This is a genomic window from Synechococcus sp. RC10A2 (genome assembly GCF_047502605.1).
Genome location: NZ_JANSHP010000023.1, coordinates 38,474 through 61,094 on the forward strand (window position 1 = coordinate 38,474; position 22,621 = coordinate 61,094).

At 63.2% G+C, this 22,621-nt stretch carries 20 protein-coding genes; 8 read left to right on the plus strand and 12 right to left on the minus strand.

The window, feature by feature from the left end; translation table 11 throughout:
* Positions 1-22: 22 nt before the first annotated feature.
* The 5 genes from folP to hrcA all read right to left on the minus strand — a co-directional run bounded on the left by folP (position 23) and on the right by hrcA (position 5,635).
* On the minus strand, positions 23-886 hold the full coding sequence (gene folP, locus NW848_RS02475; RefSeq protein WP_414510395.1) for a dihydropteroate synthase: 864 nt from the start codon (positions 884-886) through the stop codon (positions 23-25).
* On the minus strand, positions 870-1,628 hold the full coding sequence (locus tag NW848_RS02480) for a tetratricopeptide repeat protein (RefSeq protein ID WP_414510396.1): 759 nt from the start codon (positions 1,626-1,628) through the stop codon (positions 870-872). Before NW848_RS02480 ends, folP begins: the two co-directional genes overlap by 17 nt.
* Positions 1,629-1,700: 72 nt before the next feature.
* Positions 1,701-3,737 carry a diguanylate cyclase gene (locus NW848_RS02485; RefSeq protein ID WP_414510397.1) on the minus strand — a complete coding sequence of 679 codons (2,037 nt, stop codon included), beginning with the start codon at positions 3,735-3,737 and terminating at the stop codon, positions 1,701-1,703.
* A 168-nt stretch (positions 3,738-3,905) separates the two neighbouring features.
* Positions 3,906-4,559, minus strand: coding sequence for an anthranilate synthase component II (locus tag NW848_RS02490; RefSeq protein WP_414510398.1), 654 nt, complete (start codon positions 4,557-4,559; stop codon positions 3,906-3,908).
* Positions 4,560-4,573: 14 nt separating this feature from the next.
* Positions 4,574-5,635, minus strand: a complete 1,062-nt coding sequence (gene hrcA, locus NW848_RS02495; RefSeq protein ID WP_414510399.1) for a heat-inducible transcriptional repressor HrcA — start codon at positions 5,633-5,635, stop codon at positions 4,574-4,576.
* Positions 5,636-5,695: 60 nt separating this feature from the next.
* Between hrcA and NW848_RS02500 the strand changes: the two genes are divergently transcribed.
* From NW848_RS02500 to NW848_RS02510, 3 genes are all read left to right on the plus strand, one after another.
* Positions 5,696-5,950, plus strand: coding sequence for a hypothetical protein (locus NW848_RS02500; protein WP_414427616.1), 255 nt, complete (start codon positions 5,696-5,698; stop codon positions 5,948-5,950).
* A 217-nt stretch (positions 5,951-6,167) separates the two neighbouring features.
* Positions 6,168-6,746, plus strand: a complete 579-nt coding sequence (gene coaD / locus NW848_RS02505; protein ID WP_414510447.1) for a pantetheine-phosphate adenylyltransferase — start codon at positions 6,168-6,170, stop codon at positions 6,744-6,746.
* Positions 6,718-7,269: an ATP synthase F0 subunit B gene (locus NW848_RS02510; RefSeq protein WP_414510400.1), complete on the plus strand. Its 552-nt coding sequence runs from the start codon at positions 6,718-6,720 to the stop codon at positions 7,267-7,269. Before coaD ends, NW848_RS02510 begins: the two co-directional genes overlap by 29 nt.
* Here NW848_RS02510 and NW848_RS02515 read toward each other — a convergent pair.
* A complete protein-coding gene (locus NW848_RS02515) occupies positions 7,266-8,177 on the minus strand; it encodes a glycosyltransferase (RefSeq protein ID WP_414510401.1) in 912 nt (303 codons plus the stop codon). The two genes, NW848_RS02510 and NW848_RS02515, sit on opposite strands and share 4 nt — an antisense overlap.
* Before the next feature lie 38 nt (positions 8,178-8,215).
* Here NW848_RS02515 and NW848_RS02520 point away from each other — a divergent pair, with 38 nt between their 5' ends.
* Entirely contained in the window at positions 8,216-9,427 is a 1,212-nt protein-coding gene (locus tag NW848_RS02520) for an acetylornithine transaminase (RefSeq protein ID WP_414510402.1), read from the plus strand.
* Positions 9,428-9,490: 63 nt separating this feature from the next.
* Here NW848_RS02520 and NW848_RS02525 read toward each other — a convergent pair whose 3' ends face one another.
* The 5 genes from NW848_RS02525 to NW848_RS02545 form a co-directional block, all read right to left on the minus strand.
* A complete protein-coding gene (locus NW848_RS02525) occupies positions 9,491-10,264 on the minus strand; it encodes an alpha/beta hydrolase (RefSeq protein WP_414510403.1) in 774 nt (257 codons plus the stop codon).
* Between the two features lie 108 nt (positions 10,265-10,372).
* Positions 10,373-13,618 carry an efflux RND transporter permease subunit gene (locus NW848_RS02530; protein ID WP_414510404.1) on the minus strand — a complete coding sequence of 1,082 codons (3,246 nt, stop codon included), beginning with the start codon at positions 13,616-13,618 and terminating at the stop codon, positions 10,373-10,375.
* Positions 13,619-13,636: 18 nt separating this feature from the next.
* The gene (locus NW848_RS02535; RefSeq protein ID WP_414510405.1) at positions 13,637-15,100 is read right to left on the minus strand and encodes an efflux RND transporter periplasmic adaptor subunit; all 1,464 of its coding nucleotides are present in this window, start codon (positions 15,098-15,100) and stop codon (positions 13,637-13,639) included.
* A gap of 15 nt (positions 15,101-15,115) precedes the next feature.
* Positions 15,116-16,429, minus strand: a complete 1,314-nt coding sequence (locus tag NW848_RS02540; protein ID WP_414510406.1) for a TolC family protein — start codon at positions 16,427-16,429, stop codon at positions 15,116-15,118.
* Positions 16,426-17,073: a TetR/AcrR family transcriptional regulator gene (locus NW848_RS02545; protein ID WP_414510407.1), complete on the minus strand. Its 648-nt coding sequence runs from the start codon at positions 17,071-17,073 to the stop codon at positions 16,426-16,428. Before NW848_RS02545 ends, NW848_RS02540 begins: the two co-directional genes overlap by 4 nt.
* 409 nt (positions 17,074-17,482) lie before the next feature.
* On the opposite strand from NW848_RS02545, the gene NW848_RS02550 reads away from it, so the two are divergent.
* From NW848_RS02550 to NW848_RS02565, 4 genes are read left to right on the plus strand one after another with little or no spacing between them, the layout of a single operon-like run.
* Entirely contained in the window at positions 17,483-17,704 is a 222-nt protein-coding gene (locus NW848_RS02550; RefSeq protein ID WP_414510408.1) for a hypothetical protein, read from the plus strand.
* On the plus strand, positions 17,697-18,119 hold the full coding sequence (locus NW848_RS02555) for a PIN domain-containing protein (protein WP_414510409.1): 423 nt from the start codon (positions 17,697-17,699) through the stop codon (positions 18,117-18,119). Before NW848_RS02550 ends, NW848_RS02555 begins: the two co-directional genes overlap by 8 nt.
* A gap of 31 nt (positions 18,120-18,150) precedes the next feature.
* A complete protein-coding gene (gene mtaB, locus NW848_RS02560) occupies positions 18,151-19,437 on the plus strand; it encodes a tRNA (N(6)-L-threonylcarbamoyladenosine(37)-C(2))-methylthiotransferase MtaB (RefSeq protein WP_414510410.1) in 1,287 nt (428 codons plus the stop codon).
* Positions 19,438-19,464: 27 nt separating this feature from the next.
* The gene (locus NW848_RS02565; protein ID WP_414510411.1) at positions 19,465-21,180 is read left to right on the plus strand and encodes a protein kinase domain-containing protein; all 1,716 of its coding nucleotides are present in this window, start codon (positions 19,465-19,467) and stop codon (positions 21,178-21,180) included.
* Positions 21,181-21,250: 70 nt separating this feature from the next.
* Here the strand turns inward: NW848_RS02565 and NW848_RS02570 are convergent, their stop codons facing one another.
* Positions 21,251-22,612 carry a dockerin type I domain-containing protein gene (locus NW848_RS02570; RefSeq protein WP_414510412.1) on the minus strand — a complete coding sequence of 454 codons (1,362 nt, stop codon included), beginning with the start codon at positions 22,610-22,612 and terminating at the stop codon, positions 21,251-21,253.
* Between the last annotated feature and the right edge of the window lie 9 nt (positions 22,613-22,621).

Consider the following 22,621-nt stretch of genomic DNA (forward strand, 5'->3'; position numbering starts at 1 on the left):
TAGGGGCGCACGGCGGTGCGCCCTAAACCATCGGCGCGCCCCCACGCACAAGCGCGTCAGCAATCTGCACGGTGCGCACGGCGGCTTGCACATCATGGACGCGCACGATGTCCGCGCCCCACGCGACGGCGAGCGCGAGCGTCGCCAGCGTGCCCTCCAGCCGCTCTTCAGGGGGCAGCCCGCCCAGCAGATGCCCGATAAACGACTTACGCGAAGTGCCAATCAAGATGGGGTAGCCCAGCGACTTGAGCGTCGGCAGATGGCGCAGCAGTTGCAGGTTGTGCTGCACGGTCTTGCCGAAGCCGATGCCAGGGTCCAGCCAGATGTTCTCGCGCGGGATGCCTGCTTGCTCGGCGCGTTGGGCATGAGCGCGAAGCGTGTCGCGCACTTCGGCAACCACATCGGCGTAGTGGGGGCTAAGTTGCATCGTGCGGGGCGTGCCCTGAATATGCATCAGCACGACCAGTGCGCCTGCCTGCGCTGCGACCTCCGCCATGCGCGGGTCGAAGGTCATCCCGCTGATGTCGTTGATGATGCACGCGCCTGCTTGCAGGGCAAGTTCGGCGACGCGGCTTTTGGTCGTGTCGATGGAGATTGTCGCCTGGGGATAGCGCGTCGCGATTGCCTCGATGACGGGGAGGGTGCGTCGCAGTTCCTCGTCTTCGGGCACGGGTTCCGCGCCAGGGCGGGTCGATTCGCCGCCGATGTCGAGGATGTCCGCACCTTCGGCGAGCATCTGTTCGGCGCGTGCGAGCGCGGTCTCGAACGCCGCGTACCTGCCGCCGTCGTAGAAGCTGTCAGGCGTCGTGTTCAGCACGCCCATGATGAGCGTGCGTGCATCGATGGCTTGGCGAACTGGTTGCAGTCGCTCAGCTATAGCATGCATTGCGTCGCGGGGGGCGCGGCATCTCGCGCAGGAGCGTGTCGGGCAGCGTCTCCAGCACCTCTTCGCCGACGCGACTGAAGGTGAAGCCGCGCTCGCGCGCCGCGCCTTTCGGGTCGCGCACAAACTTCACCCAGAACAGCGCGTCTTCCATCAGCAGGCGCACCATCTGATGCATCTGCATCTGATCAAGCCGTTCCAGCTCCAGCGTTGCCCAGACCATAATCTCCAGCGGCGCGCCCGCCTCGAACGCGAGTTGCTCGTAGTCGCTAATCGCTTCGGCGTGCCGACCGAGGTTGTCCAGCAGGCGTGCGCGGCGCAGCCGATAGTACGCAGAGCGCGGCTGCAGTTGCACCAGTCGGTTCGCCACTTGCAGGGCGCGCAGGTAGTCCATCGCTTGCCAGTGGGCGTCCAGCAGATGCTCCAGCGGGGTCGGATGTTCGGGCATCTCTTGGAGCCAGCGTTCGCATTCGGCGATGGCTTCCGCGAGCCGTCCGCTCTCGAGGAGCAGTTCGATGAGCCGCTCGCGCGCGGGAATGGAGTCGGGTTGACACTGGAGCGCTGCGCGGATAGCTTCAATCGCGCCACGCCAGTTCTCTTGCAAGCGACACACCTCCGCAAGGCGCAGATAGCACTCCAGCGGCGCATCACCTGACCGCACGGCGCGTCGCAGCACCCGCGCCGCTTGTTTCAACCGTCCGCGCTGTAGATACTCCTCGGCTTGTTGCAGGGTCGTGGGTTTCATCACGCGCTCTCCACTTTCGCCCATTACGCCGCCTCTATTATAATCCACCAGCGATGTGGGCGACTTCAGTATTTATGCGATATTTTCGTAGGCGACGACCCGATTCCTGCCGCTTCGCTTTGCGGTTTCGAGTGCTTCGTCGGCTTTTTCCAACAATTCGACGGGGTTCTGTGTGCTGTTGGGGTAGGCGGCGACGCCGATGCTGAGCGTGATGCTAAAGCGCGGCTCGCCCAGCGTATCTAAAAACCGCGTCTCGCGTACCGCCTGTAGCACGCGATTGGCGGCGGCGACACCCCCCTGCAAATTCGTGGACGGCATCATCACGACAAACTCGTCGCCCCCGTAGCGGGCAATCAGCTCCGTGTTGCGCAGGGTATTGCGCAGCACATCCGCCAACTGCACCAGCAGGTAGTCGCCCTCCAGATGCCCGTAGGTGTCGTTCACCTGCTTGAAGCCGTCCAAGTCGATGAGCATCACCGCCAGCGGATGGTGGTAGCGTCGGCAGAGGTTCACCTCTTCGCGGTAACGCTCTTGGAAGTGGCGATAGTTATATAAGCCCGTCAGCCCGTCAGTGACGGCAAGGCGCTCCAAATCGCTGAGCAGCAGTGCGCGCTCCAACACACTGGTCAACTGGAACGCCAGCGTCTGCAGCAGCTCGAGGTCAAGCTCGTTGAAGGGGTGCAGTTCTGTGCGTCCGAGCGCGAGAAGCCCCTGCACGCGCACGCCACCGCGCAAGGGGGCAACGATTACGCTCGTGGCGGGCGCGAACGATTCGGCGTGGGGATGGCTGGTATCGTAAAGGCACGCCTGAACGGATTCGGTAGGTTCGCTATGTTGGAGCAGTCCCTCGGAAAGCGGCGGCATAGCGCCCATCTGCGCGACGAGTTCGTACCCCTCGCCTTGCTTGAGGAGCAGCTGCGCATGCTCATAGGGCAGCACGAACTTGAGTACGCTCAGCGCCCGTTGCGGCAAGGTGCGCGGGCTTTCCACGCTGAAGAGGAGATTCTCCAGGTCGTACAGCGTCTGGGTCTCCGCAAGGCGCACGCTCATCAGGCGCATCTGGTCAATCAGCATCAGCAGGGCGGACAGATGCGGCGCAAGCGCGCGGATGCGCGCGCGTGTCTCAGGGCTGAATCCGTTTTGTGTGCGGGCGGTAAGCGCCACGACGCCCAGAATGCGCCTATCGTCCAAGAGGGGAACGACGACCGCGTCCGCTCGATCGGCAGATTCGCTATGCGCCTCCGCTAATCGCTCGATTTCGAGAACCGCCGTGCGAATCTGAGTGACCAACGGCTGGACACTAGGCTGTTTTTGAAACGGGCGCACGGGGACGGTGAAGGCGGTCTTTTGGAGTTTGGCAAGTGCGCCAGTCGCGCACGCCGCTTGCAAGACCGCGCCTGTCTCATCGGTAAGGCAAATCGCTGCGCCCGAAGCCCCGAACCGCGCCCGCAACCGCTCCAGAAGTGTGTGCATCAACGACTCGGAATCGCGCGCCTGTTGCAGCGCGTGCAGCAGTTCTGCGGCGTCCTGCAAGGCGGTGAGGTGTTCCTCCAGCCGATGGTAATGGTACGCCAGTTCGCGGTAGCTCTCGCGAATGCGCCGTTCGGCGGCTTCGCTCTGCTCTACGGCGCGCGCCGCCTCCTCCAGCAGAGCGTTCTGCTCAGATTGCATGCGCCGTTGCCAGAGCCAGCCCAGCGCGCCGCCCAGCCCAACAACGCCCCCTGTCCAACTTAGGGTCATCGCTTCTATGGGCGGTGCGCCTGCACGCAGCCAGTCGGTTAAATAGACTGTAGCGCCCCCCAACGCGCCGCCCAGCCACGCCCCTACCGCGCCCGACCGATGAAGCGCATATACCAACGGCGCCACAAAGAGCCAATAGGCGACCGCTGCGCCCGCCAGTGCCCATACCAGCCCCCCAACCAGCGCATAGTCAGCGAGCAACGCCGCGGTGGTTATCCCGACCGTGCGCCCGCGACGCTCGAACAGGCTCACTGCCAGCGCGCCGAGCGCCAGCCCGCCAAAACCCAGCCACGCCGTATCAGGAACCGCACGCGCCCAAAGCACGCTCCCCAAATACGCCAGCCCAATCGCTCTTAATGCGATCCACACACAAGACCCCTGCGTATGACAACACAAGTATACCGCTTGTGGCGATACGCGCGTGATTAGAGAGGAACGTGGGGAGGCGGAGCCAGCGCAAGTGTGCGCCGACTAAACTACGCCAGATGGTGTATTATACCAACTGCGCAATCAGAGTTTATATTTGCACCCCCCTCCTTAAGGTTCCCCCCGCCAGCGGGGGGAACCAACGGAGGGGGATAAATCACGAACTTTGCACATGTGATTGGTATTACCACCCTCGTGCAGCGAGAGGAAGTTGCTGAGAATTTGCATCCCCGCCTCGCTGAGAATCGACTCAGGGTGGAACTGCACGCCTTCGATGGGGTAATGCTTATGGCGCACGCCCATGATTTCGTGGTCATCCTCGCTTTCGGCGGTGATTTCGAGGCAGTCGGGGATGGTCGCACGCTCAATCACCAGCGAGTGGTAGCGGATGGCGCGCAGCGGGTTAGGCGTGCCGCGAAAGACGCCTATATTCGTGTGGCGCACGAGCGATTCTTTGCCGTGCATCGGGCGCTTCGCGCGGACGATGTTGCCCCCAAACGCCGCGCCTATCGCCTGATGCCCTAAGCACACGCCGAGTATCGGAACCTTGCCCGCCGCCGCCTGAATCAGCGGGATGCTAATGCCCGCCTCATGGGGCGTGCAGGGACCCGGCGAAATCACAATTCGGTCAGGCTGGAGCGCAAGCGCCTGCTCGACGGTCAGCTCGTCGTTGCGCACGACGGTCAGCTCCGCACCTAACTCGCCCAGGTACTGCACCAAGTTGTAGGTAAAGCTATCGTAGTTGTCAATCACCAGAACTTTCACGATGTGGCTCCTATTTACGAGTAGAGGGTGCGCGTAAGCAGGTCGCTCAGCGCGTTGGCGGCGTGTCGCACGGTGGGCAGCGCGTGGTCGTAGTCGATGCGCACGGGTCCCATCAGCCCGATGACGCCTGCGGGTCGCCCGCCTGCATAATAGCGTGCGTAGATGAGGGCGCAGCCGCGCAGCGCGTCGATGGGGTTCTCCTCGCCGATGGTGATGTGCAGCTCGGCGTCGCCCCGTTGTTGCAGCAGGCGGTAGAGCGGTTTGCGCGCCTCCAGCACGCGCAGCACCGCCTCCAACTGGCGCACCTCGCGCTGGAACTCTGGCAGGCGCAGCAGATAGACCATCCCGTCGTAGAGCAGCTCGCCCTCGGCGATTTCCTGCACTTGCTGCTGAACGGCGCGGAGCAGGCTGGCGAGCGTCTCGCGCTCGGCGGGCGATTCCATCGGCGGTGCGTGGGCGGGGTCGAGCGCCAGCACTGCGCGCACCGTCTGCCCCTCAACCATCGTGGCAAGGATACCCTGCATGCGGCTGAGCGCGCGCTGCGAGGGCGCGTGCTGCAGATCCACCAAGCGGTTGTCCACCTCGCCGTGTTCCATCATCACGACCGACAGCACGCGGCGCGGGCTGCACAGGGTCAGCACGCAGCGCAGCACGCGCATGGTCTCATCGCGCGCGGTGGCGGCGAAGGCGACCGATTGCGCTGCACGCGCCAGTAGTTGCAAGGTCGCCTGCAACAGCTCGGTCAGGCTCTCGCCATGCTCGGGCAAGCGTCGGAAGTAGCTCTCGATGCGGAGGGCGGTTGCCTGCCCCATCAGGTGTTCCACATAGTACCGATAGCCGCGCGTGGTAGGCACTCTGCCTGCACTGGTGTGCGGCTGCGCGAGGTAGCCGTACTCGGTCATCGCCGCCATCTCGTTGCGCACGGTAGCGGGCTTAACCCCCAGCGCGTACCGCTGCACAATCGCCTGCGAGCCGACAGGTTCGCCCGTGCGGATGTGCTCACGCGCCACCGCCCGCAAAATGGCGGCTTTGCGCGAGTCCAACACGCCCGTCTGCACTGTGCATCTCCGAGCCAAGCGCAATCACCATCGTAATTCTACCCCGTTTCACAGGCGCAAAGGGTATATTGTATAGAGATGGTTGCCGAACGCGAACTGACTCAGCGGTTGACGCGCCTTGAGCAGGAGGTAGAGGCTATCAAGCAGCGGCTAAATGCACTGTTGACGCTCAGTGCGCCGACATCAGCACTGGATCTGCTGGCGCAACTGTGGCAAACCACGAGTGCACCGCAGACGACGCTCACGCTTGCTGAGGCGCGCGAATTACTCACCAAAGGCTTGCCGACGCGATGGGGTAGCCAGCAAGTGAAGCGCCAACGAACACGACGATGAACATCGTCTCTAATTAGGCAAGTTGCACCACAGCTCTGCCGCGCGAGTCTGCTGTCGTGATCGAACTGTTCAGCGTGCCCTGACCATGCGTGGAGCTGGGCAATCTGATTGAACTCAAGCGCGCCTTGGGTTGCTCGCGCGGCTGTGGGAGACCCTCGCCGAATTGAAGCGGTTCGCCGAGTCGACAGGCGAACAGCCATCGGGTACACTTCCCCTGATGGGCGAGCAGGTGCGGCGGGCGGTCTACCCAGGCAGCTTTGACCCGCCGACGATGGGGCATATAGACATTATCCAGCGGGCGGCGCGGCTGTTCGACGAACTCATCGTCGCCGTCGCGGTCAACTCGCAGAAGCAACCGCTGTTCAGCTTGGAGGAGCGCGTGCAGATGCTTCAGGAGTGCTGCGCACACTTGCCGAATGTGCGGATTGCCTCGCTGGAAGGCTTGCTGGCGCACTTCGCCCAACAGGTCGGTGCGTGCGCAATCGTGCGCGGGCTGCGCGCCGTCTCCGACTTCGAGTACGAGTTCCAGATGGCGACGATGAACCGCCAACTCGCGCCCGAAGTGGACACCTGCTTCCTGATGACCCATCAACAGTATGCGTTCCTGTCGTCGTCGATTGTCAAGGAGGTCGCGCGGCTGGGCGGCTCAGTGGAGACGCTCGTGCCCCCAAATGTCGCCCACAAACTACGGGAGCGATTCGCCCCCAAAGCGGCAGGAACCCCCACCCATCGGGCGAAATTGACGCCACATAGGGGAGGCTCGAACGATGATACACACGGATGTTTCAACGATTAGGAAGTGGCTACGGGAACTGGATCAGGCGTTCGAAAACGCGCGGAGCTTCGGACCTGTTGTATTCGGTTTGGACAAAGGCGAGTGTCATAACCGAGTCCAGCAGATTCTGGCGAACCTGCCGAGCGATTTTGACAAGGCGGAGCGGGTGCTGCGCGAGTCGGATCGCCTGATTGGCGGCGCGCAGTCCGAGGCGCAGATAACCATCGCGCAGGCGCACGAGGAAGCCCGCCGCATCATCGAGCAGGCGCGGCGCGAAGCTGAGCAGATTCTCGAACGCGCTCACGCCGAGCAACAGCGCATGCTGAGCCAGACCGAAATCTACCAACTCGCGCAGACGCAGGCGCAAGAGATTCTCGAATCGGCGCGCGAGAAGGCGCAGCAAATTCGGCAGGGCGCGGACGAGTACGCCTACGAGGTGCTGACCCAGCTGGAAGGCGCGCTGGCGAAGGTGATGAACACCGTGCAGAACGGCAAGGTGCTGCTGGAGGACTACCTCAAGCAGCGGGTCGGCACGCGGCGCTAAAGCGGCGGCCTTACGGGCAGGAAGGTGAGCATCAGGCGCAGCACGCTTTTGAAGCGCAGCGGGTAGAGCCGCAGCGAGCGCAAGTACGCCCGACGCGCCCGCGCGCGGTCGCCCAGCAGCGCGTACTCCGTGCCCAAGCAGGCGTAGGAGTGCGCCAACGCCAGGCGCATCGCCCGCGCATCGTTCGCTCGCTGCCACAGGCGCGGCTCGTTGGCATGTATCGTCTCCGTGCGCACCTTTACATCGTCTTCGTAGACGCGCCGATGCTGGAACGAGGCGTTCGCCCCATGCACGCGGTACATCGTGAGCGGCTCGTCGATGTAGCCGATGTCCCACTCCAGCGCAATCCGAAACCACATCTCCCAGTCGCCAGAGCCGAACAGGTCCTCACGAAAGCCGCCCAAGCGTTCGAAGCACGCCCGCCGCACCAACACCGACGAGGCGATAATCTTGTTGCAGCGCACGAGCGCCTCGATAATATTCCCCGTCGGCGTGCGGGGCCATTCGAACCCCAACGGGTTGCCCGGCTGGATGTTGCCCTTGCCGTCGATGAAATAGCCCCCTGTATGCACCAACCCCACTTCGGGGTGCGCGTCCAGCAGCGCGACCTGCTTTTCGAGCTTTGTGGGCATCCACAAGTCGTCCGAGTTCAGAATCGCCAAATACTCGCCGCGCGACTCGGCAACACACCGATTCAGCGTCGGGTAAGTGCCGCGATTTGCCTGCACAAAGAGCCGTATACGCTCGCCGTAGTCTTGCAGGATCTCCACCGAGCCGTCCGTGCTGCCGTCGTCCACGACCACGATTTCGTAGTCGCGGTAGGTCTGGTCGAACACGCTTTGCAAGGCGGCGGGCAGATACAGCGCGTGATTATAGCTGGGTATCAGCACGCTGACTCTGGGCGTCATCGGCGGGGATTATACCTGCGCGAGGTATACTCAAGCGTATGACCGCCACACACGCGAGCCTGACGGAGACGATTGCCGCGCTGGATCAGCGCTATGTGTTGCCTGTATACCGTCGCCAGCCGATTTTGTTTGTGCGCGGAGAGGGCGCGCGCCTATACGACGAGTTCGGCAACGCCTACTTGGACTTCCTCGCGGGGATTGCCGTGTGTAATGTGGGGCACAGCCACCCGAAACTGGCACAGCGCATCGCGGAGCAGGCAGCGCAGCTGATGCATGTGAGCAACTTTTTCCTGACCGAGCCGCAGGCGCGACTGGCGCTGAAGCTGTGCGAGCGGTCGGGCATGGAGAAGGCGTTTTTCACCAACAGCGGCGCGGAGGCGTGCGAGATGGCAATCAAGGTTGCCCGCAAGTACGCCAACGCTGTCAAGCGCACGCCCGACTACGAGATTCTCGCGCTGGAGGGCAGTTTTCACGGGCGCACGATGGGCGCACTCTCAGCGACGATGCAAGCCAAGTACCAGACGCCGTTCCAGCCGCTGTTGCCAGGCTTCCGTGCGCTTCCACGCAACGACCTCGATGCGCTGCATGCCGCGTTCAGCGAGCGCACAGCGGCGATCCTGCTGGAGCCGATTCAGGGCGAGGGGGGCGTCTACCCGATTGCGGACGAGTATCTGCGCGCGGCGCGCGCGCTATGCGACCGCTACGACGCGCTACTGATTGTCGACGAGGTGCAGGCGGGCTTCGGGCGCACGGGACGCTGGTACGCCTACCAGCACGCTGGGGTGACGCCCGACATCGTAGCGACGGCGAAGGGGCTGGGCGGCGGATTCCCAATCGGCGCGTGCCTGCTGCGCGGCGTCGCCGCCGAGGTGCTGCAGCCCGGCGAACACGGCACGACCTACGGGGGCAACCCGCTCGCCTGCAGCGCGGCGCTGGCGGTCATCGAGATTATCGAAGAGGAGGGGCTGCTGGAGAACGCCCAGCGTGTTGGCGACTACCTGCAGGCGCGCCTGCGGGCGTTGCAGGATGAAGGCGCGCCCATCCACGAAGTGCGCGGGCGCGGCTTGATGGTCGGCGTGGAACTGAGCCAGCCGATTGCCCGCACGGTCGTGCAGAAAGCCTTGGAGCGACGCCTGATTTTGAACGCCGTCGGCGAGACCATCCTGCGCATCGTGCCGCCGCTGGTCATCACCCCCGCCGATGTCGACGAGGCAGTTGGGATTCTGCGGCAGGCGTTTGCGGAGATGTAGCAACCGCCTGCACGCAGAGAGCGTTGTTGTGGCAGAATTTGGTAAGGTGGCGGAAAATGACTTTCAAGAAGGCGCCGACGCTTGCGCCTGCTTCTCCAACCAGCGGATACCTTCCTGAATCATGTCGTAGGGATTGCCGCGCCAGCCGTGCCCACCTTCGTAGGTCGTGAGCTTCGTACGCCCGCCGTGCGCACGCAGCTTCGTCTCTGCCTGCTCCGCCATCCGTATCGGGATGAAGTCTTCTGGCGAATGCAGGATGTAGAAGCTGCGCCCTTCCGCGTGCTTGAGCGGCGGCAACTGGTTGGGCTTGAACACCGACATCGCGACGAATGCCCCACGCAGGCTGGTCTTCTCCTCAAGCGCGGCGGCATACACTGGCGGACCGCCCGACGACCAGCCCAGCGCAAAGATGTAGCGCGAATCAATCGGATGCCGCTTCCTCACATCGGCAATCACCGCCTCGATAAACTCTTCGGTGGTGAACTTCGCTGTTGCCCAAGGATTGCGCTTTGTAGGCCACACGACCTTTTCAAACTGGTCGTCAGACCACTTCGGGGCAACCAGTTGCGCAACGAGGTAGTTACTGTCCAGCGCATACTTGTAGATGCGCTTACAGAACGGGTGAAAATCCGCGCTGCCGTCGCCGCCTGGCAGAATCAGCAGCAGTCGGTAGCCCTCTTTCGGCGCAGGCGTGTTCGGGTACGGACCGATGAGGAAATACATCTTGTTCTTGTCGTCGCCAGCATACAGAGTCTGGGAAGGCACATCTGCCACATCGTCTTGCGCCCACAGTGCGCAACAGAACGCGATTGCCGCAAGCCCTACTGTCCACCGCATAGCATCTCTCCTCCTGTTTCTGGAATCTTGTGGCGCGAAAAGTTTCAGGGTTCGCGCCAGCGTCCCAATTCTACCCGCTTCAAGGGGGTTGTCAAGGGGGTCGCCCCCTTATCGGCGCGGGGCGACCTCTTCCTCTTCGCGCTCTGCAGGTTCCACCGCTGCCGTTTCTACGGGCACAGCACCGCGTCGCCAAATCAGCTTGCCCAGCCAGCGCGTCGCATCGTCCATCACCGTGTAGGTACACGGGATGACAATCAGCGTCAGCAGCGTGCTAACCGTTAGCCCGCCAATCAGCACGATACCGAGCGGCGCGCGGAACTCCGAGCCGCGCCCGACCGCCAGCGCAATCGGCACCATCGCCAGCACCAGCGACAGCGTCGTCATCAGAATTGGGCGCAGGCGCGTCTCGCCCGACTCCAGCAACGCCTCGTCGCGCGGCAAGCCCCGCTGGCGCAGCGTGTTCGTGTAGTCCACCAGCAGGATAGCGTTCTTGCCCACAATCCCTACCAGCGCGATGATGCCAATCATCGAGATGATGTTCAGCTCGGAGCGGAAGATTATGAGCGCAAGCAGCGCACCCACCAGTGCCTGCGGCTGGCTGAACATGATGATGAACGGGTAGAGCCAGTTTTCGAAGAGCGCGACCATCAGCAGGTACACGAGGATGAGCGCGAGGAGCAGGGCTTGTGCCATGTAGACGCCCTCGCGTGCCATCACCTCGTTTTCGCCGAACCACGAGGCGCGCACGCCGGGCGGAACCGCGTTCGCCTCCGCCAGCTTCGCGTCGATGACCTGGCGCATGTTGCCTGGCGTGAAGCCTGGCAGCAGGTTCGCCGTGACGGTAATGCGTCGCTGGCGGTCGGTGCGCTCGATTTTGGTCGGTCCCTCGCCCAGCGAGACGCTCGCCACATCGCGCAGGTACACAGGCGCGCCCTGCACATAGCCGACCACGAGGTCGTTCAGGTCGCTGAGTCGCTGGCGCTGTTCGGGGCGCAGTCGCACGCGAATGTCGTACTCCTGCCCTGCCTCGCGGAACTTCGCGCTGGTGTCGCCCTCGTAGGCGGTGCGCAGCGCGGCGGCAATCTCGGCAAGGCTGATGCCCAGCGAGGTCGCCTTCTCGCGGTCAACGCGCACTTGCAACTCGGGCTTGCCCGCTGACCACGACAGGTCGGGGTCTTTGATGCCTGGGATTTGCGCAATCAGGTTGCGCACTTTGGTCGCGGTCTCCAGTAGCGTCTCGGTGTCCTTGCCGACGAGCGCGATTTGGATGGGCGCGCCGAAGCCGCCCCCGCGAAAGCCCGACACGGCGTTAATCGTTACTTGAGCGCCGGGGATATCACCCACCTTCTGGCGCAACTCTGCAGCGATTTCGATGTCGCGTCGCGTGCGCAGCTGCTCGTCATGCTTGACCCAGAACAGCAGGCTGTCCAACAACGCTTTCTTCTCGTGCAAGGTGATTTGCATCGCGGCGAAGCGGGGACCTGTGTCGCCTGCGCCAAAGAAGCTCGACCCAAGCCGCCCCAAGCGCGTGGAGACATACTTCACTTCGGGGATGGAGAGCGCGGCTTGCTCGATGCGTTGCGCCACGCGGTCGGTCTGCTCCAGCGCGGCGTCAGGCGGCAGCTCGATGGACACCTGTATCAGCCCTTGGTCTTGCGAGGGCGCGAAGCGGAACGGCAGCAGCGGGCTGCCGCTAATCGCCGAGCCAATCACCAGTGCGAAGACCGCCACCAGCGTGCCGTTGGCGGTTAGAATCACCAGCCAGCGATGGCGCAGCGACCATGCCAGCGCGCGCCGATACGACCGCTTGAGCGCGTTCAGGCGGTCGTCGAACCACTTGAAAAAGCCGCGCGGCTCCTCGACGCCCTCGCCCCGACGATAGAGCCTACTGGCGAGCATCGGCGTCAGGGTGAACGACACAATCAGCGAGAACAGCACCGTCACAGCGACGGTCAACCCGAAGGAGCGGAAAAACTGCCCCGTGACGCCGCCCATAAACGCAATCGGCAGAAAGACCACCACATCGACGAAGGTAATCGTGATGGCTGCCAGCCCAATCTCGGTGCGCCCGTTGTACGCCGCCTCCATCGGCTCCTCGCCCATCGACAGGTGGCGGTAGATGTTCTCGATGACCACAATCGCGTCGTCCACCAGCACCCCCACCGCGAGCGAGAGCGCGAGCATCGTCATAAAGTTGATGGTGAACCCGAAGAAATACATCGCGATGAACGCCGCGAAGAAACAGGTCGGAATCGCCAGCGAGACAATCAGCGCGCCGCGCACATTGTAGAGGAACAGGTAGATAATCACCACCACGAGGAAAATCGCGATGCCGAGCGCGAGGCGCAAGTCCGCCAGGCTCTCCTTGACGGCGTCCGCCGTGTCCTGAGTGATGGTGAAATTCAGGTCGGGGTACTCGCTCTGGATGCGGGCAATCTGCTGGCGCACGCCTTCCGAGACCTCGATAGCGTTGCCATCGCTGGTCTTTTGGATGACCAGCGTGACATCTTCCTTGCCGTTGACGCGGGTGATGTCCGTGCGCTCCACCACGCCGTCGCGCACCGTCGCGACATCCTTGAGGCGGATGATGCTCCCGCGCGCCATCGGGTTGCGGTTGTTCGGCAGGTAAATCTCCAGCTCGCGCAGCTCGTCTATCGACTGGAACTCGCCCAGCAGGCGCACGCTGTAGTCGCGCTCGCCTTCTGTAATGCGCCCTGCAGGCACATTCAGGTTCGCGCCCTGCAGCGTGCGCACAATCGTGTTGATGGACAGCCCGTAGGCGTTCAGCCGCTGTTTGTCGACCAGCACCTGAATCTCGCGCTTCTCGCCGCCCGCTACCGAGACCGCCGCCACGCCAGGCACGCTGGAGAGGCGGTCTTTGATGATGTTTTCCGCCAGCTCGCGCAACTCGTAGGCGGGGCGGTTGCCTGTGAGCGAAATATACATGGTCGGCTGCGACTGCGTGTCGAGCTTGAGGATGGAGGGGCGCTCTGCACCGTCGGGCAGCTGGTTCAGCACCGTGTTGAGCTTTGCCTGCACATCGATGTACGCTTGCGAAATGTCCGTGCCGATGTAGAACTCCAGCGCGACCTGCGAGAGGCTGAACTGCGAGACGGAGTTAATCTCCCGTAGCCCTTCCACGCCTGCCACAGCGTCCTCTATGGGCTTAGTAATCAGCGTCTCTACCTCTTCGGGCGACGCGCCCGGATATGCCGTGACGATGGTAATCACGGGGAAGTCCACCTTCGGCTGCAGTTCGACCTGCATGCGCCCCAGCGCGTAGTAGCCCAGCACGAGAATGGCGACCACGAACACCATGATGGTGACGGGTCGGTTCAGAGCCAATCGGGTCATCCACATGGGCTTGCCTCCTTATGGTTCCAGCACGCGCACGGGTTGCCCGTCGCTGAGCAGGTCTTGCCCGCGCGTGACGATGGTTTCGCCGACGCGCACGCCTTCAGCGTAGATGTAGTCGGTGTTGGTCGCGACGACTTTGAGCGTGCGCTGCTTGGCGACGCCGTCTTCGACGACGAACACGCGCGTCGTGCCGCCTTTTTCAAGTAGCGCGAGTTTCGGCGTCAGCGGCACATTTTTGTATTCGCGGATAAGTATCTCGCCCCGCGCGAACAACCCTGTTTTGAGGGGCAGGTCGCTGGGGTTAGCGAGGCTGACGCGGATGCGTAGGTTGCGTGCTTGGTCGGCGACAGCAGGGTATATCGCTTCGATTTGAGCGTTGAAGACGCGGTTCGGGAAGGCGTCCACGCGCACCGTGACGGGCATGCCGACGCGCACCTCGCGCAGCAGCACTTCGGGCAGCGTGCCCTCGAAGTAGAGGCGGTCAAGCGACACGATGCGCGCTACGGGCGTGCCCGCGCCCGCCACGACGCCGATATCCACGAATCGCTGGGCGACCACGCCGTCAAAGGGCGCGCGGATAACCGTATCGGCGAGTTGCTGGCGCAGCAGCGCGAGATTGGCTTGCGCTTGCTGCAGCGCGGCGCGTGCGGCTTCCACCCGACGCTGCGCGAGTTCATCCTGCGCCTTGCCCAGCGTCGCCTGACGATACGCCTCCTCCGCTTGGCGCACGGCTTGCTCGGCTGCCTCGATCTCCTCTTGGCGCGGACCTTCGCGCACGAGGCTGAGTGCCTCCTCCGCTTGGCGCAGTTGCGCCTGCGCCGCCTCGAACGCTGTGCGTGCCGAATCGAGCTGCTGCTTGGGAATTGCGCCTTGCTGGTAGAGTTGCTGGGCGCGTTCGTAGTTCGCGCGGGCGAGTTCGAAGTTCGCGCGTGCGGCGGCAACGGCTTGCTCGGCTTGCTGGCGCTCCTGCGGGCGTGCGCCCGTTTGCAGGGCGCGCAGGCGCGCCCGCGCCGACTCCAGCGCGGCTTTCGCGGCGCGAATCTGCGCGTCGGTCTGGTCAGGTTGCGTGCGGGCGGCAATTTCCGCCTGGCGCAGGTTCGACTCCGCCGCGCGCACCGCCGCCTCCGCCTGCCGAATCTGCAACTTCAGGTCGGTCGGGTCTTGCACAGCGATGACATCGCCCTTGCGCACGCGCTGCCCTTCCAACACGCGCACTTCGATAATCTTGCCGCCGAGTTTGGTCGCGACAGTTGTGTCGTTGTAGGCTTGCAGTTCGCCCGTGACCGCGGCGGTCTCGCTGAGGTTGCCTGTGCGGATGGTCTGCACGGCGACGGTGACGGCGGCGGCTTCGTTCGCTTGCGCTTGCGGGGCGGGCGCGCCACCACCTCCACCGCGCCCGCAACCCGCCAGTAGTGCCGTCGTCAGTGCGACGATACCCACAATCCCATACAGTTTCCGTTTCCGAAGGTTCGTTTTCATTGCTGCCCTCCTGCATTACAGGCGTGTGTATTGCTCATCAATTGCGCCAATCGCGCGCAGCAGCGCGGCGTAGGCGTCGAGGTAGTCAAACTGTGCATTCACGAGATTCGTTTGGGCTTGGGTGAAGGCGAGTTCGGCGTCGCTAATCTCCAGTTGGGGCGAGACGCCCGCTTCGAAGCGCACGCGCGCGAGGCGTAAGGCTTCTGTCGCTTGCTCCAACCCTTTTCGGGCGACTTCGAGCCGTTTTTTGGCGTCCTGCAGGTTCAGGTAGGCTTGGCGCACCTCAAGCGCGACGCCTTCCTGTGCCTGTTTGAGGCGCAGCTGGGCGATTTCGAGGTCGTCGCGCGCTTGCGCTTCGCGCGCGCGGGCGACCCCGCCGTCCCAAATCGGCACGGATAGCACAGCGACGCCCGTGTAGGTCTCACGGCGCGGGTTGAACGGCGAGGTGTTCAGGTTGAAGTCCGCCTGCCCCGTCAGCACGATGTTGGGCAGCAGGCTACGCCGTGCGCTGGTGATGCCGACCTGCGCCAGTTCAATGCCACGCTGCGCGGCGATGAGTTCGGGGCGGTTCTGGAACGCTTGCTGGGTAAGTGTCTCCAGCGGGGGCAGTTGCAGTTCGGGCAGGCGTTCGGGCTTGGCGACTCGCACGGGCGTGTTCAGGTCGCGTCCGAGCAGGTTGTTCAGCGCGGCGGCGGCGAGTTCGCGCTGGTTACGGGCGTTCAGCACGGCTTGCTCGGCTTGGGCGACTGCCGTCTCCGCGCGCAGCAGGTCGAACTGCGCGGCGACGCCTGCGTCCACCTGCGCGCGGATTAGGCGCAGTCGCTCTTGGGCGTTGCGCAGCGCCTCCTCCGCCACGCGCACGAACTCATCGGCGCGCGCCACGCCCTGATACGCCTGCACCACCTGCAGAATCGTGTCGTTGCGCGTGCGCTCGAACTCCAGTTCGCTCACGGTCAGCGTCAGGTTTGCCGCGCGGATCGCCGTGCGGATAATCCCGCTGATGTCCACCACCTGCGTCAGCGTAATGCGCGCGGTGCGGTTCTCGAGGTTGCCGATGCGCACGGGCTGTGGTCCGAAGCGCGCCTCGGCGACGCGATCGAAGCGGGTGTAGGTCGCGTTGCCTTGAATGGTGAAGTTGGCGTTGCTGCGCGCCTCGCGCAGCGCGTTGCGCGTCTTGTCGACGCCCCGCGCGCTAATCTGCACGGCGCGGTTGTTGCGCAGCGCGAGCGCGACCGCCTCCTGCAGGGTCAGCGGCTCGCCGCCCTGTGCAAACGCGCCAAACGCCATCAACGCGCAAACGATTGTCCCTAAGATGCGCTCTATTCTCATTCCGTTGACTCCTCCTGCAAGCGGCTGGGATGCACAAACGCGGGCTTGTAAAACGCCAGAATCTGCTCCACAATTTGCTCCAGCGGGGCGTGTTCGTTTTCCATCATCCACTCCATTTGGCACAGGCGGTAGAGGCGAATCGCTTGGTGCGCGAGGGTTTCTGGGGGCACATCGTTGCGGAATTCGCCACGCTGTTGCCCCTTACGGAAGCCCTCCACAGCGTACTCGGTCGCCTCGCGCACGATGTCCATCATCTGCTCGCGCACTTCGGGGTTGTTGCAGCAAGCGACCATCAGCGAGCGGCTAATCTGCAGCGAGCGGGCGTCCCGCCGCGCGATGAACAGCATCACCTGCCGCAGCACCTCCCACTGGCTCGGCGCGTTCTCCGCGTCCAACGCCTCCAGAAACTCGTACACCTCATCCGCCAGGTCGCGCATGTAAGCGTGCAGCAGATGCTCTTTGGTGGGGAAGTAGGTGAAGAAGGTGCCTTTGGCGACATCGGCGAGTTCGGTGATCTCCTCGACGGTCACCTGTTCGAACGGTTTTCGTTGCATCAACGCGAGGGCCGCCTCGATGAGGCGTTGGCGCGTCTCCTCTCGGCGGCGCTCGCGTCGACTCGGACGGGTTAACGATGGTTTGCTCATAGCGCGTTCCAACATGCGTACCAACGGTCAGTGATATACCGATGGTCAATCATGACCATCGGTCAAGATTATACCACAGGTCAGACAGATTTGTCAAGGGGTTGTGCCTTTCGCCGCTTGAGCGAAAATCAGAGGTACTGTATAGCCAGTCTTTCAAGAAGCACGACACGCGCATGGGCGAGTGGAACGCCGCCGACGCGCAGTATGCTCCCAACAGCGAAGAGAATAGGCGCAAGCTCTATGTCGTCAGCACGCGCGCGATGCATCAGTTAATCTTTCATAAGTACCCGAACACTTCTTCGACGCTGGTAGATGCGCTTGTCGGGAGCGGACTCGTCCTGCGTGCTTAGTTTTCTGCCTCCCAGGCTTTCAACTCGGTGTGAGGTATCCTATGCGTGAGGCGACGCGGATGACACACCTCGGAACCGTTCAAGGCAACCGAATCGAGCTGGAGGAGCCTGTCAACCTCCCTGCGGGCACGCGCGTTCGCGTCCTCGTGCTTCCAGTGGGCAAAACGGACAGTCACTGCCTCATCGGGTTGTTTCGCGATGAGGCGGAGCTTCTAGATACTCTGTTGGAAGCTGTGATGACCGATCGAGAAACCCGTCCCCTACGCCAGTACGATGGATAAAGCTTTACTTGACACAGACATTCTCTCCGAAGTTCTCAAGGGACGCAATCCCCAAGTGGTCGCGCAGGCGGAAGCATACCTGCGGCATCACGCTATGCTGACAGTCTCGGTGATTTCCGTGATAGAGATCGTGAGCGGGTTGCAGCGGGTGGCACGTTTGGAGCAGTTAGAGCGGTTTTTGCAGGCGCTTGACGCGATGGAAGTGCTGCCTGTGGACATGGAAAGCGCAGTGCTGGCGGGTCGAATCGATGGGGACTTGCTGCGCACGGGTCAGCCAATCGGGCGGGCAGATCCAATCGTAGCTGCCCAAGCAATCACGCACGGATTGGTGTTGGTGACGGGTAATGCGCGTCATTACGAGCGCGTGACGGCGTTAGGTTATCCGCTTCGCATGGTAGACTGGAGGGAAGCGTAAGCAGGCATAAAAAAGGTACAATTCCCCCGCTATGCCGACCGCTGCGTTCACCACGCTGGGGTGCAAGGTCAACCAATACGAGACGCAGAAGATTCTGGAACGGTTCGAGGCGTTGGGCTTCGAAATCGTGCCCTTTGACGCGCCCGCCGATGTGTATGTCATCAACACCTGTTCGGTGACGCAGACGGCGGAGGCGAAGTCGCGCCAGACGGTGCGCCGCGCCGCACGGCAGAACCCAAACGCGGTCGTGGTGATGACGGGCTGCTACGCGCAGTTCACGATACGGCGTGGCGAGCGGCTGGAGGAGGCGCACTTGGTCGTGCCGAACCCCGACAAACTGCGAACCGCCGAGTACCTGCTGGAGCATTTCCCGCGCTTCAAGGAGCAGCTGGCGCAGGCGCACCGAAACGGCGAGATGCCCATTCGCCGCCGCAGCCGCGCCGTGCTGAAAATCCAAGACGGCTGCAACCTCTACTGCAGTTTCTGTTCCATCCCCTATACGCGCCCTGTGATGCGCAGCACGCCTTACACCGAGGTGCTGGAAGAGGCGCGCTCGATGGTCGAAGACGGCTACCGCGAAATCGTGCTAACAGGCGTGCTGATTGGCGACTACGGTCCCAAAACGGGCAGCGGTGGTCCCGACCTTGCCGAACTGTGCGCGATGCTGGGCGAAATTGAGGGGCTGGAGCGTATCCGCATCAGTTCCATCGAGCCGACCCAAGTGTCCGACCGCCTAATAGACCTTATTGCAACACACCCGAAGATGTGCCCCCATCTGCACATCCCGTTGCAAAGCGGCGATTCTGGCATTCTGAAGGCGATGAACCGTCCCTACGACCAGGCGTTCTATCTGGACTTGATTCGTCGGCTGCGCGCGCGGATTCCGAACTGTGCCATCAGCACCGACATCATGGTTGGCTTCCCAGGCGAGGACGAGGCGGCGTTCCAGAACACTTGCTTCGTGGTGGAGCAGGTGGAGTTCTGCCGAGCGCACCTGTTCCGCTATTCACCGCGTCCCGACACGCCCGCCGAAACGATGCGCGACCAAGTACCCGACGCGGTGAAGGCGGAGCGGCTGCAGCGTCTCCAGCAGGTGAGCAAAGCGGCGGCGCGACGCTACGCCTCTCGCCTGCTGGGCACAGTCGAGCGCGTGCTGGTGGAGACCCGCTCGAAACTCTCTGGGCTGATGACAGGCACAAGCGACCGCTACCTGCAGGTGGAGTTCGCCGCGCCGACCAGCCTTGTGGGGCAACTGATTCCCGTGCGCCTTGTAGACCTAACCCCCGACGGCGTTCTCGGCGAACTGACCACTGCATAAAGGCGGTGTATACTATAGCAGGGGACTATGGCGCTGGAGACAGTACTGGGGCACTATCGGATTATCCGCGAAATCGCCCGCAGCAACGACGCGGTCTACGAGGCGGTTGACACGCGCATCAACCGCCGTGTTGCCATCAAGGAACTGATGATGCCGCCTGGCGCGACGGACGCCGTGCGCCAAGACCGTATCGCCCGATTCCAGCGCGAGGCGCGCGCTGCAGGCTCGCTGACGCACCCCAATATCGTCACCATCTTCGAGACCGAAGAGGAGAACGGACGCTACTTTATCGTGATGGAGTATCTGGAGGGGGATAATCTCCGCCAGAAGATGGATCGAGAGGGTTCCCTACCCCCTGAAGAGGCGGTGCGCATTGCGACGCAGGTGCTGGATGGACTGGCGCACGCCCACAGCAAAGGCGTCATCCACCGCGACATCAAGCCCGAAAACATCCACATTCTGCCCACAGGGCTGGTCAAAATCACCGACTTCGGAATTGCTCGCCTGAAGTACGAGCCGAACCTGACGATGGACGGGCAGATTTTCGGCACGCCAAGCTACATGTCGCCCGAACAGGTGCAAGGCGGCGCGATTGACGAGCGCAGCGACCTCTTCTCCGTGGGCATTATCCTCTACGAGATGCTGGCGGGCTACAAGCCGTTTCAGGGCGACTCGGTCATCACGATTACCTACAATATTGTGCATACCGAGCCGCCGTCGCCGCCGAACATTCCCGCGCCGTTGGAGTGGGTGATTCGCAGGGCGTTGCGCAAGAGTCCTGCCGAGCGGTTTTCGTCTGCGCTGGAGATGAAGCAGGCGTTGGAGAACGCCCTAACGCAGGTGAAAGCCCCGCCCGTGATTGCCACACCGATGGGACCCGCGTCTCCGTATGGTGCGCCGCAGCCCGCTGGAGGCTATCCGCCCTACAGCGCGCCTGCGCCGACAGGCAGCTACCCATCGCCATATGGGACACCTGCGCCGACAGGGGCGACGCTGCCGCCGCCGACGCCCGTGCCGTCGCCTGCACCTGCGCCGCCTGCGCCGTACCTGCCGCCCCCACCGCCGAAGCCTGTCTTGTCGCCCGCCACGCGACAGTTTCTGGGCACGCTGCTGGCGGTCTTGCTCATCGGCGGCGCGGCGCTGGGCATCGTCATCTTAGGCGTGTTCAGCGCGACCCGCGCCTATCAAGAGTACCAACTCCAACAGATCGACGAGAAGGTCGCCGCCCGCGCGAAAGAGGCGGAGAAACTCTTCGGACAGGGACGCTACCTGGAGGCGGCGCAGATTTACGACCAGCTCTACCGCAGCGCACAGTCGAATAAGTGGAAAGAGGAGTTCCGTCGCAACACGGCGACCGCCCTGACGATGTACGGCAACCAGCTTTTTGAGGCGCGTCGCTACGAGGAGGCGCTCCAAGCCTACCAACGAGCGGTTCAGTATGCGCCGTTGCCCGAAGCCTACGCGGGCATGGCGGCGATAGAAGCGCGGTTAGGCAACCGCGAGGGCGCGATTAACCACTGGGCGTCCGCCGCCAAGCATAGTCGCGGCGCGCAAGCGCAAGAGTACCAGCGCAACGCCGCCCGCGAGCAGATTGCCATCGGCGATGAAGCCTACCGCCGCGGCGACTTCCAACGCGCCTTACAAGCATGGCAAACAGCCGTCGAACTTGCGCCTGGCACTGCCGAAGCCCGCGAAGCGCAACGCAAGTTCGAACAGGCACTGGAAGAGATGTTGCGACGATAAGTTAAGGTTGCCCCCGTGAGCGTTCCGAAACGCCCAGCGGGGGCAGGCTTATGGCTCAAGCACAATCGCCTCAGCACCCTGACCCGAAGGCGAACAGCACCTCCAGCAGGTCAGCATCGTCGACGACACCATCGGTGTTGAGGTCGGCGGCGAACTCATCGGTTCCGAAGGAGAAGATAACACTTAGCAGGTCTGCCTCATCCACGCAGCCATCGCCGTTCGTGTCGCCCCGACGCCCGATGAGCGCGACTACCATCTCAGAGCCGTCGCTTTCCAGCGGTAGATTGCCCGCAACGATGAGGCTCCCATTCGGCAGCGGGAGCAGGCTTCTTGCCCCTCGAAGCAGTGGCGCGACATCGTTTGCGGGGAGCCTCCAAGCAAGCGAGCCATCGGAGCGGACTTTCCGAAACTCATACCTGTCAGGACTGCTGCCCAGCAGGTATACGCTCCCCGCCGAGTCGACCGCCCATAGCAAGGGGTGGAAGTCCGTAAGGGGCAACTCCCACTGGCGCGTTAGCGTGTCAGCGGCTATGCGCACCAGAGTAAAGGCAAGCGAATAGCCGCTCTCCTGTTGCGCCATCACATAGACGAACGCCTCACCCGACTCGCTAATTGCCGATTGGAGCGTCAGCCGTTCCGCCTGTAGCCCGTCGGGTCCGTGCATCCATGCCTCGTTCTGGTCGCCGCTGCCCCAAATATACACGAGGTTGCCGTTCGGCAGCGGCTGCACCTGCGAGACATAGCTGAACGGCGCGTTCAGGGAGGTAAAGGCGTTGTTGCGCCAATAAAACCCTGGGCGCCCGCTGCTGGCGCCGCCCCAGCCACCCAGCGCCAGTCCCTGCGCCGCTTCCCAAGCGGCATCCAAGACAACGCCGTAGCCGAGCGGAAGGGAGGTCTCTTGAAGCGCGCGCGTCGCGGAGTCAAAGGTCACATAACCGATCTGCCCGCGCGGGGTCTGGGTCGCGATAAAGAGCCGATTATCGCCCCGCGCCAGCGCCGTAGGCAGCCCGTTCACGCGACGCTCGAAGTCGGGCGCGCCCACCGCAGGATAGTACACAAGCGTGGTCTGCTCGGGGCGCACCGTGCCCAATTCCCAAATCGGCTCAGACAGGGCGCATACAACAACGCAGTCGCCGTTGGGTAGCACCTGCAGCCCGAAGCCTTCCTCTTGTGCGCCGTTGGAGATACCGTACGGACGCGCGTCAAGCGGCGCCCCGCGCAGCGTGTAGCGCACCAGGCTCACCGCGTCCTCGCCTTCAAGCTGGCGCAGCGACGCAAGGAGATACAAAGTGCCTGCCCCATCGTGCTGCAGCGCGGCAAACAGCGTCTCATAGCCGCTCACGCTGTATGTCCGCTGCCACCGCACCACCGCTTGACCCATTGCCAAGCATACCGCGCCGAAAAGCGCCAAGACCGTCAAAGCGATTCTCATCAGAGCCAC

Excerpts from the sequence above, each read along its gene's own strand:
- folP (WP_414510395.1), bottom strand. The coding sequence starts at position 886 with ATGCATGCTATAGCTGAGCGACTGCAACCAGTTCGCCAAGCCATCGAT.
- NW848_RS02500 (WP_414427616.1), top strand. The coding sequence starts at position 5,696 with ATGGTTGCCGAACGCGAACTGACTCAGCGGTTGACGCGCCTTGAGCAG.
- NW848_RS02480 (WP_414510396.1), bottom strand. The coding sequence starts at position 1,628 with ATGAAACCCACGACCCTGCAACAAGCCGAGGAGTATCTACAGCGCGGA.
- NW848_RS02525 (WP_414510403.1), bottom strand. The coding sequence starts at position 10,264 with ATGCGGTGGACAGTAGGGCTTGCGGCAATCGCGTTCTGTTGCGCACTG.
- mtaB (WP_414510410.1), top strand. The coding sequence starts at position 18,151 with ATGCCGACCGCTGCGTTCACCACGCTGGGGTGCAAGGTCAACCAATAC.
- NW848_RS02570 (WP_414510412.1), bottom strand. The coding sequence starts at position 22,612 with ATGAGAATCGCTTTGACGGTCTTGGCGCTTTTCGGCGCGGTATGCTTG.
- NW848_RS02565 (WP_414510411.1), top strand. The coding sequence starts at position 19,465 with ATGGCGCTGGAGACAGTACTGGGGCACTATCGGATTATCCGCGAAATC.
- coaD (WP_414510447.1), top strand. The coding sequence starts at position 6,168 with ATGGGCGAGCAGGTGCGGCGGGCGGTCTACCCAGGCAGCTTTGACCCG.
- NW848_RS02530 (WP_414510404.1), bottom strand. The coding sequence starts at position 13,618 with ATGACCCGATTGGCTCTGAACCGACCCGTCACCATCATGGTGTTCGTG.
- NW848_RS02535 (WP_414510405.1), bottom strand. The coding sequence starts at position 15,100 with ATGAAAACGAACCTTCGGAAACGGAAACTGTATGGGATTGTGGGTATC.
- NW848_RS02520 (WP_414510402.1), top strand. The coding sequence starts at position 8,216 with ATGACCGCCACACACGCGAGCCTGACGGAGACGATTGCCGCGCTGGAT.
- NW848_RS02515 (WP_414510401.1), bottom strand. The coding sequence starts at position 8,177 with ATGACGCCCAGAGTCAGCGTGCTGATACCCAGCTATAATCACGCGCTG.
- NW848_RS02540 (WP_414510406.1), bottom strand. The coding sequence starts at position 16,429 with ATGAGAATAGAGCGCATCTTAGGGACAATCGTTTGCGCGTTGATGGCG.
- NW848_RS02550 (WP_414510408.1), top strand. The coding sequence starts at position 17,483 with ATGACACACCTCGGAACCGTTCAAGGCAACCGAATCGAGCTGGAGGAG.
- NW848_RS02510 (WP_414510400.1), top strand. The coding sequence starts at position 6,718 with ATGATACACACGGATGTTTCAACGATTAGGAAGTGGCTACGGGAACTG.
- NW848_RS02545 (WP_414510407.1), bottom strand. The coding sequence starts at position 17,073 with ATGAGCAAACCATCGTTAACCCGTCCGAGTCGACGCGAGCGCCGCCGA.
- NW848_RS02555 (WP_414510409.1), top strand. The coding sequence starts at position 17,697 with ATGGATAAAGCTTTACTTGACACAGACATTCTCTCCGAAGTTCTCAAG.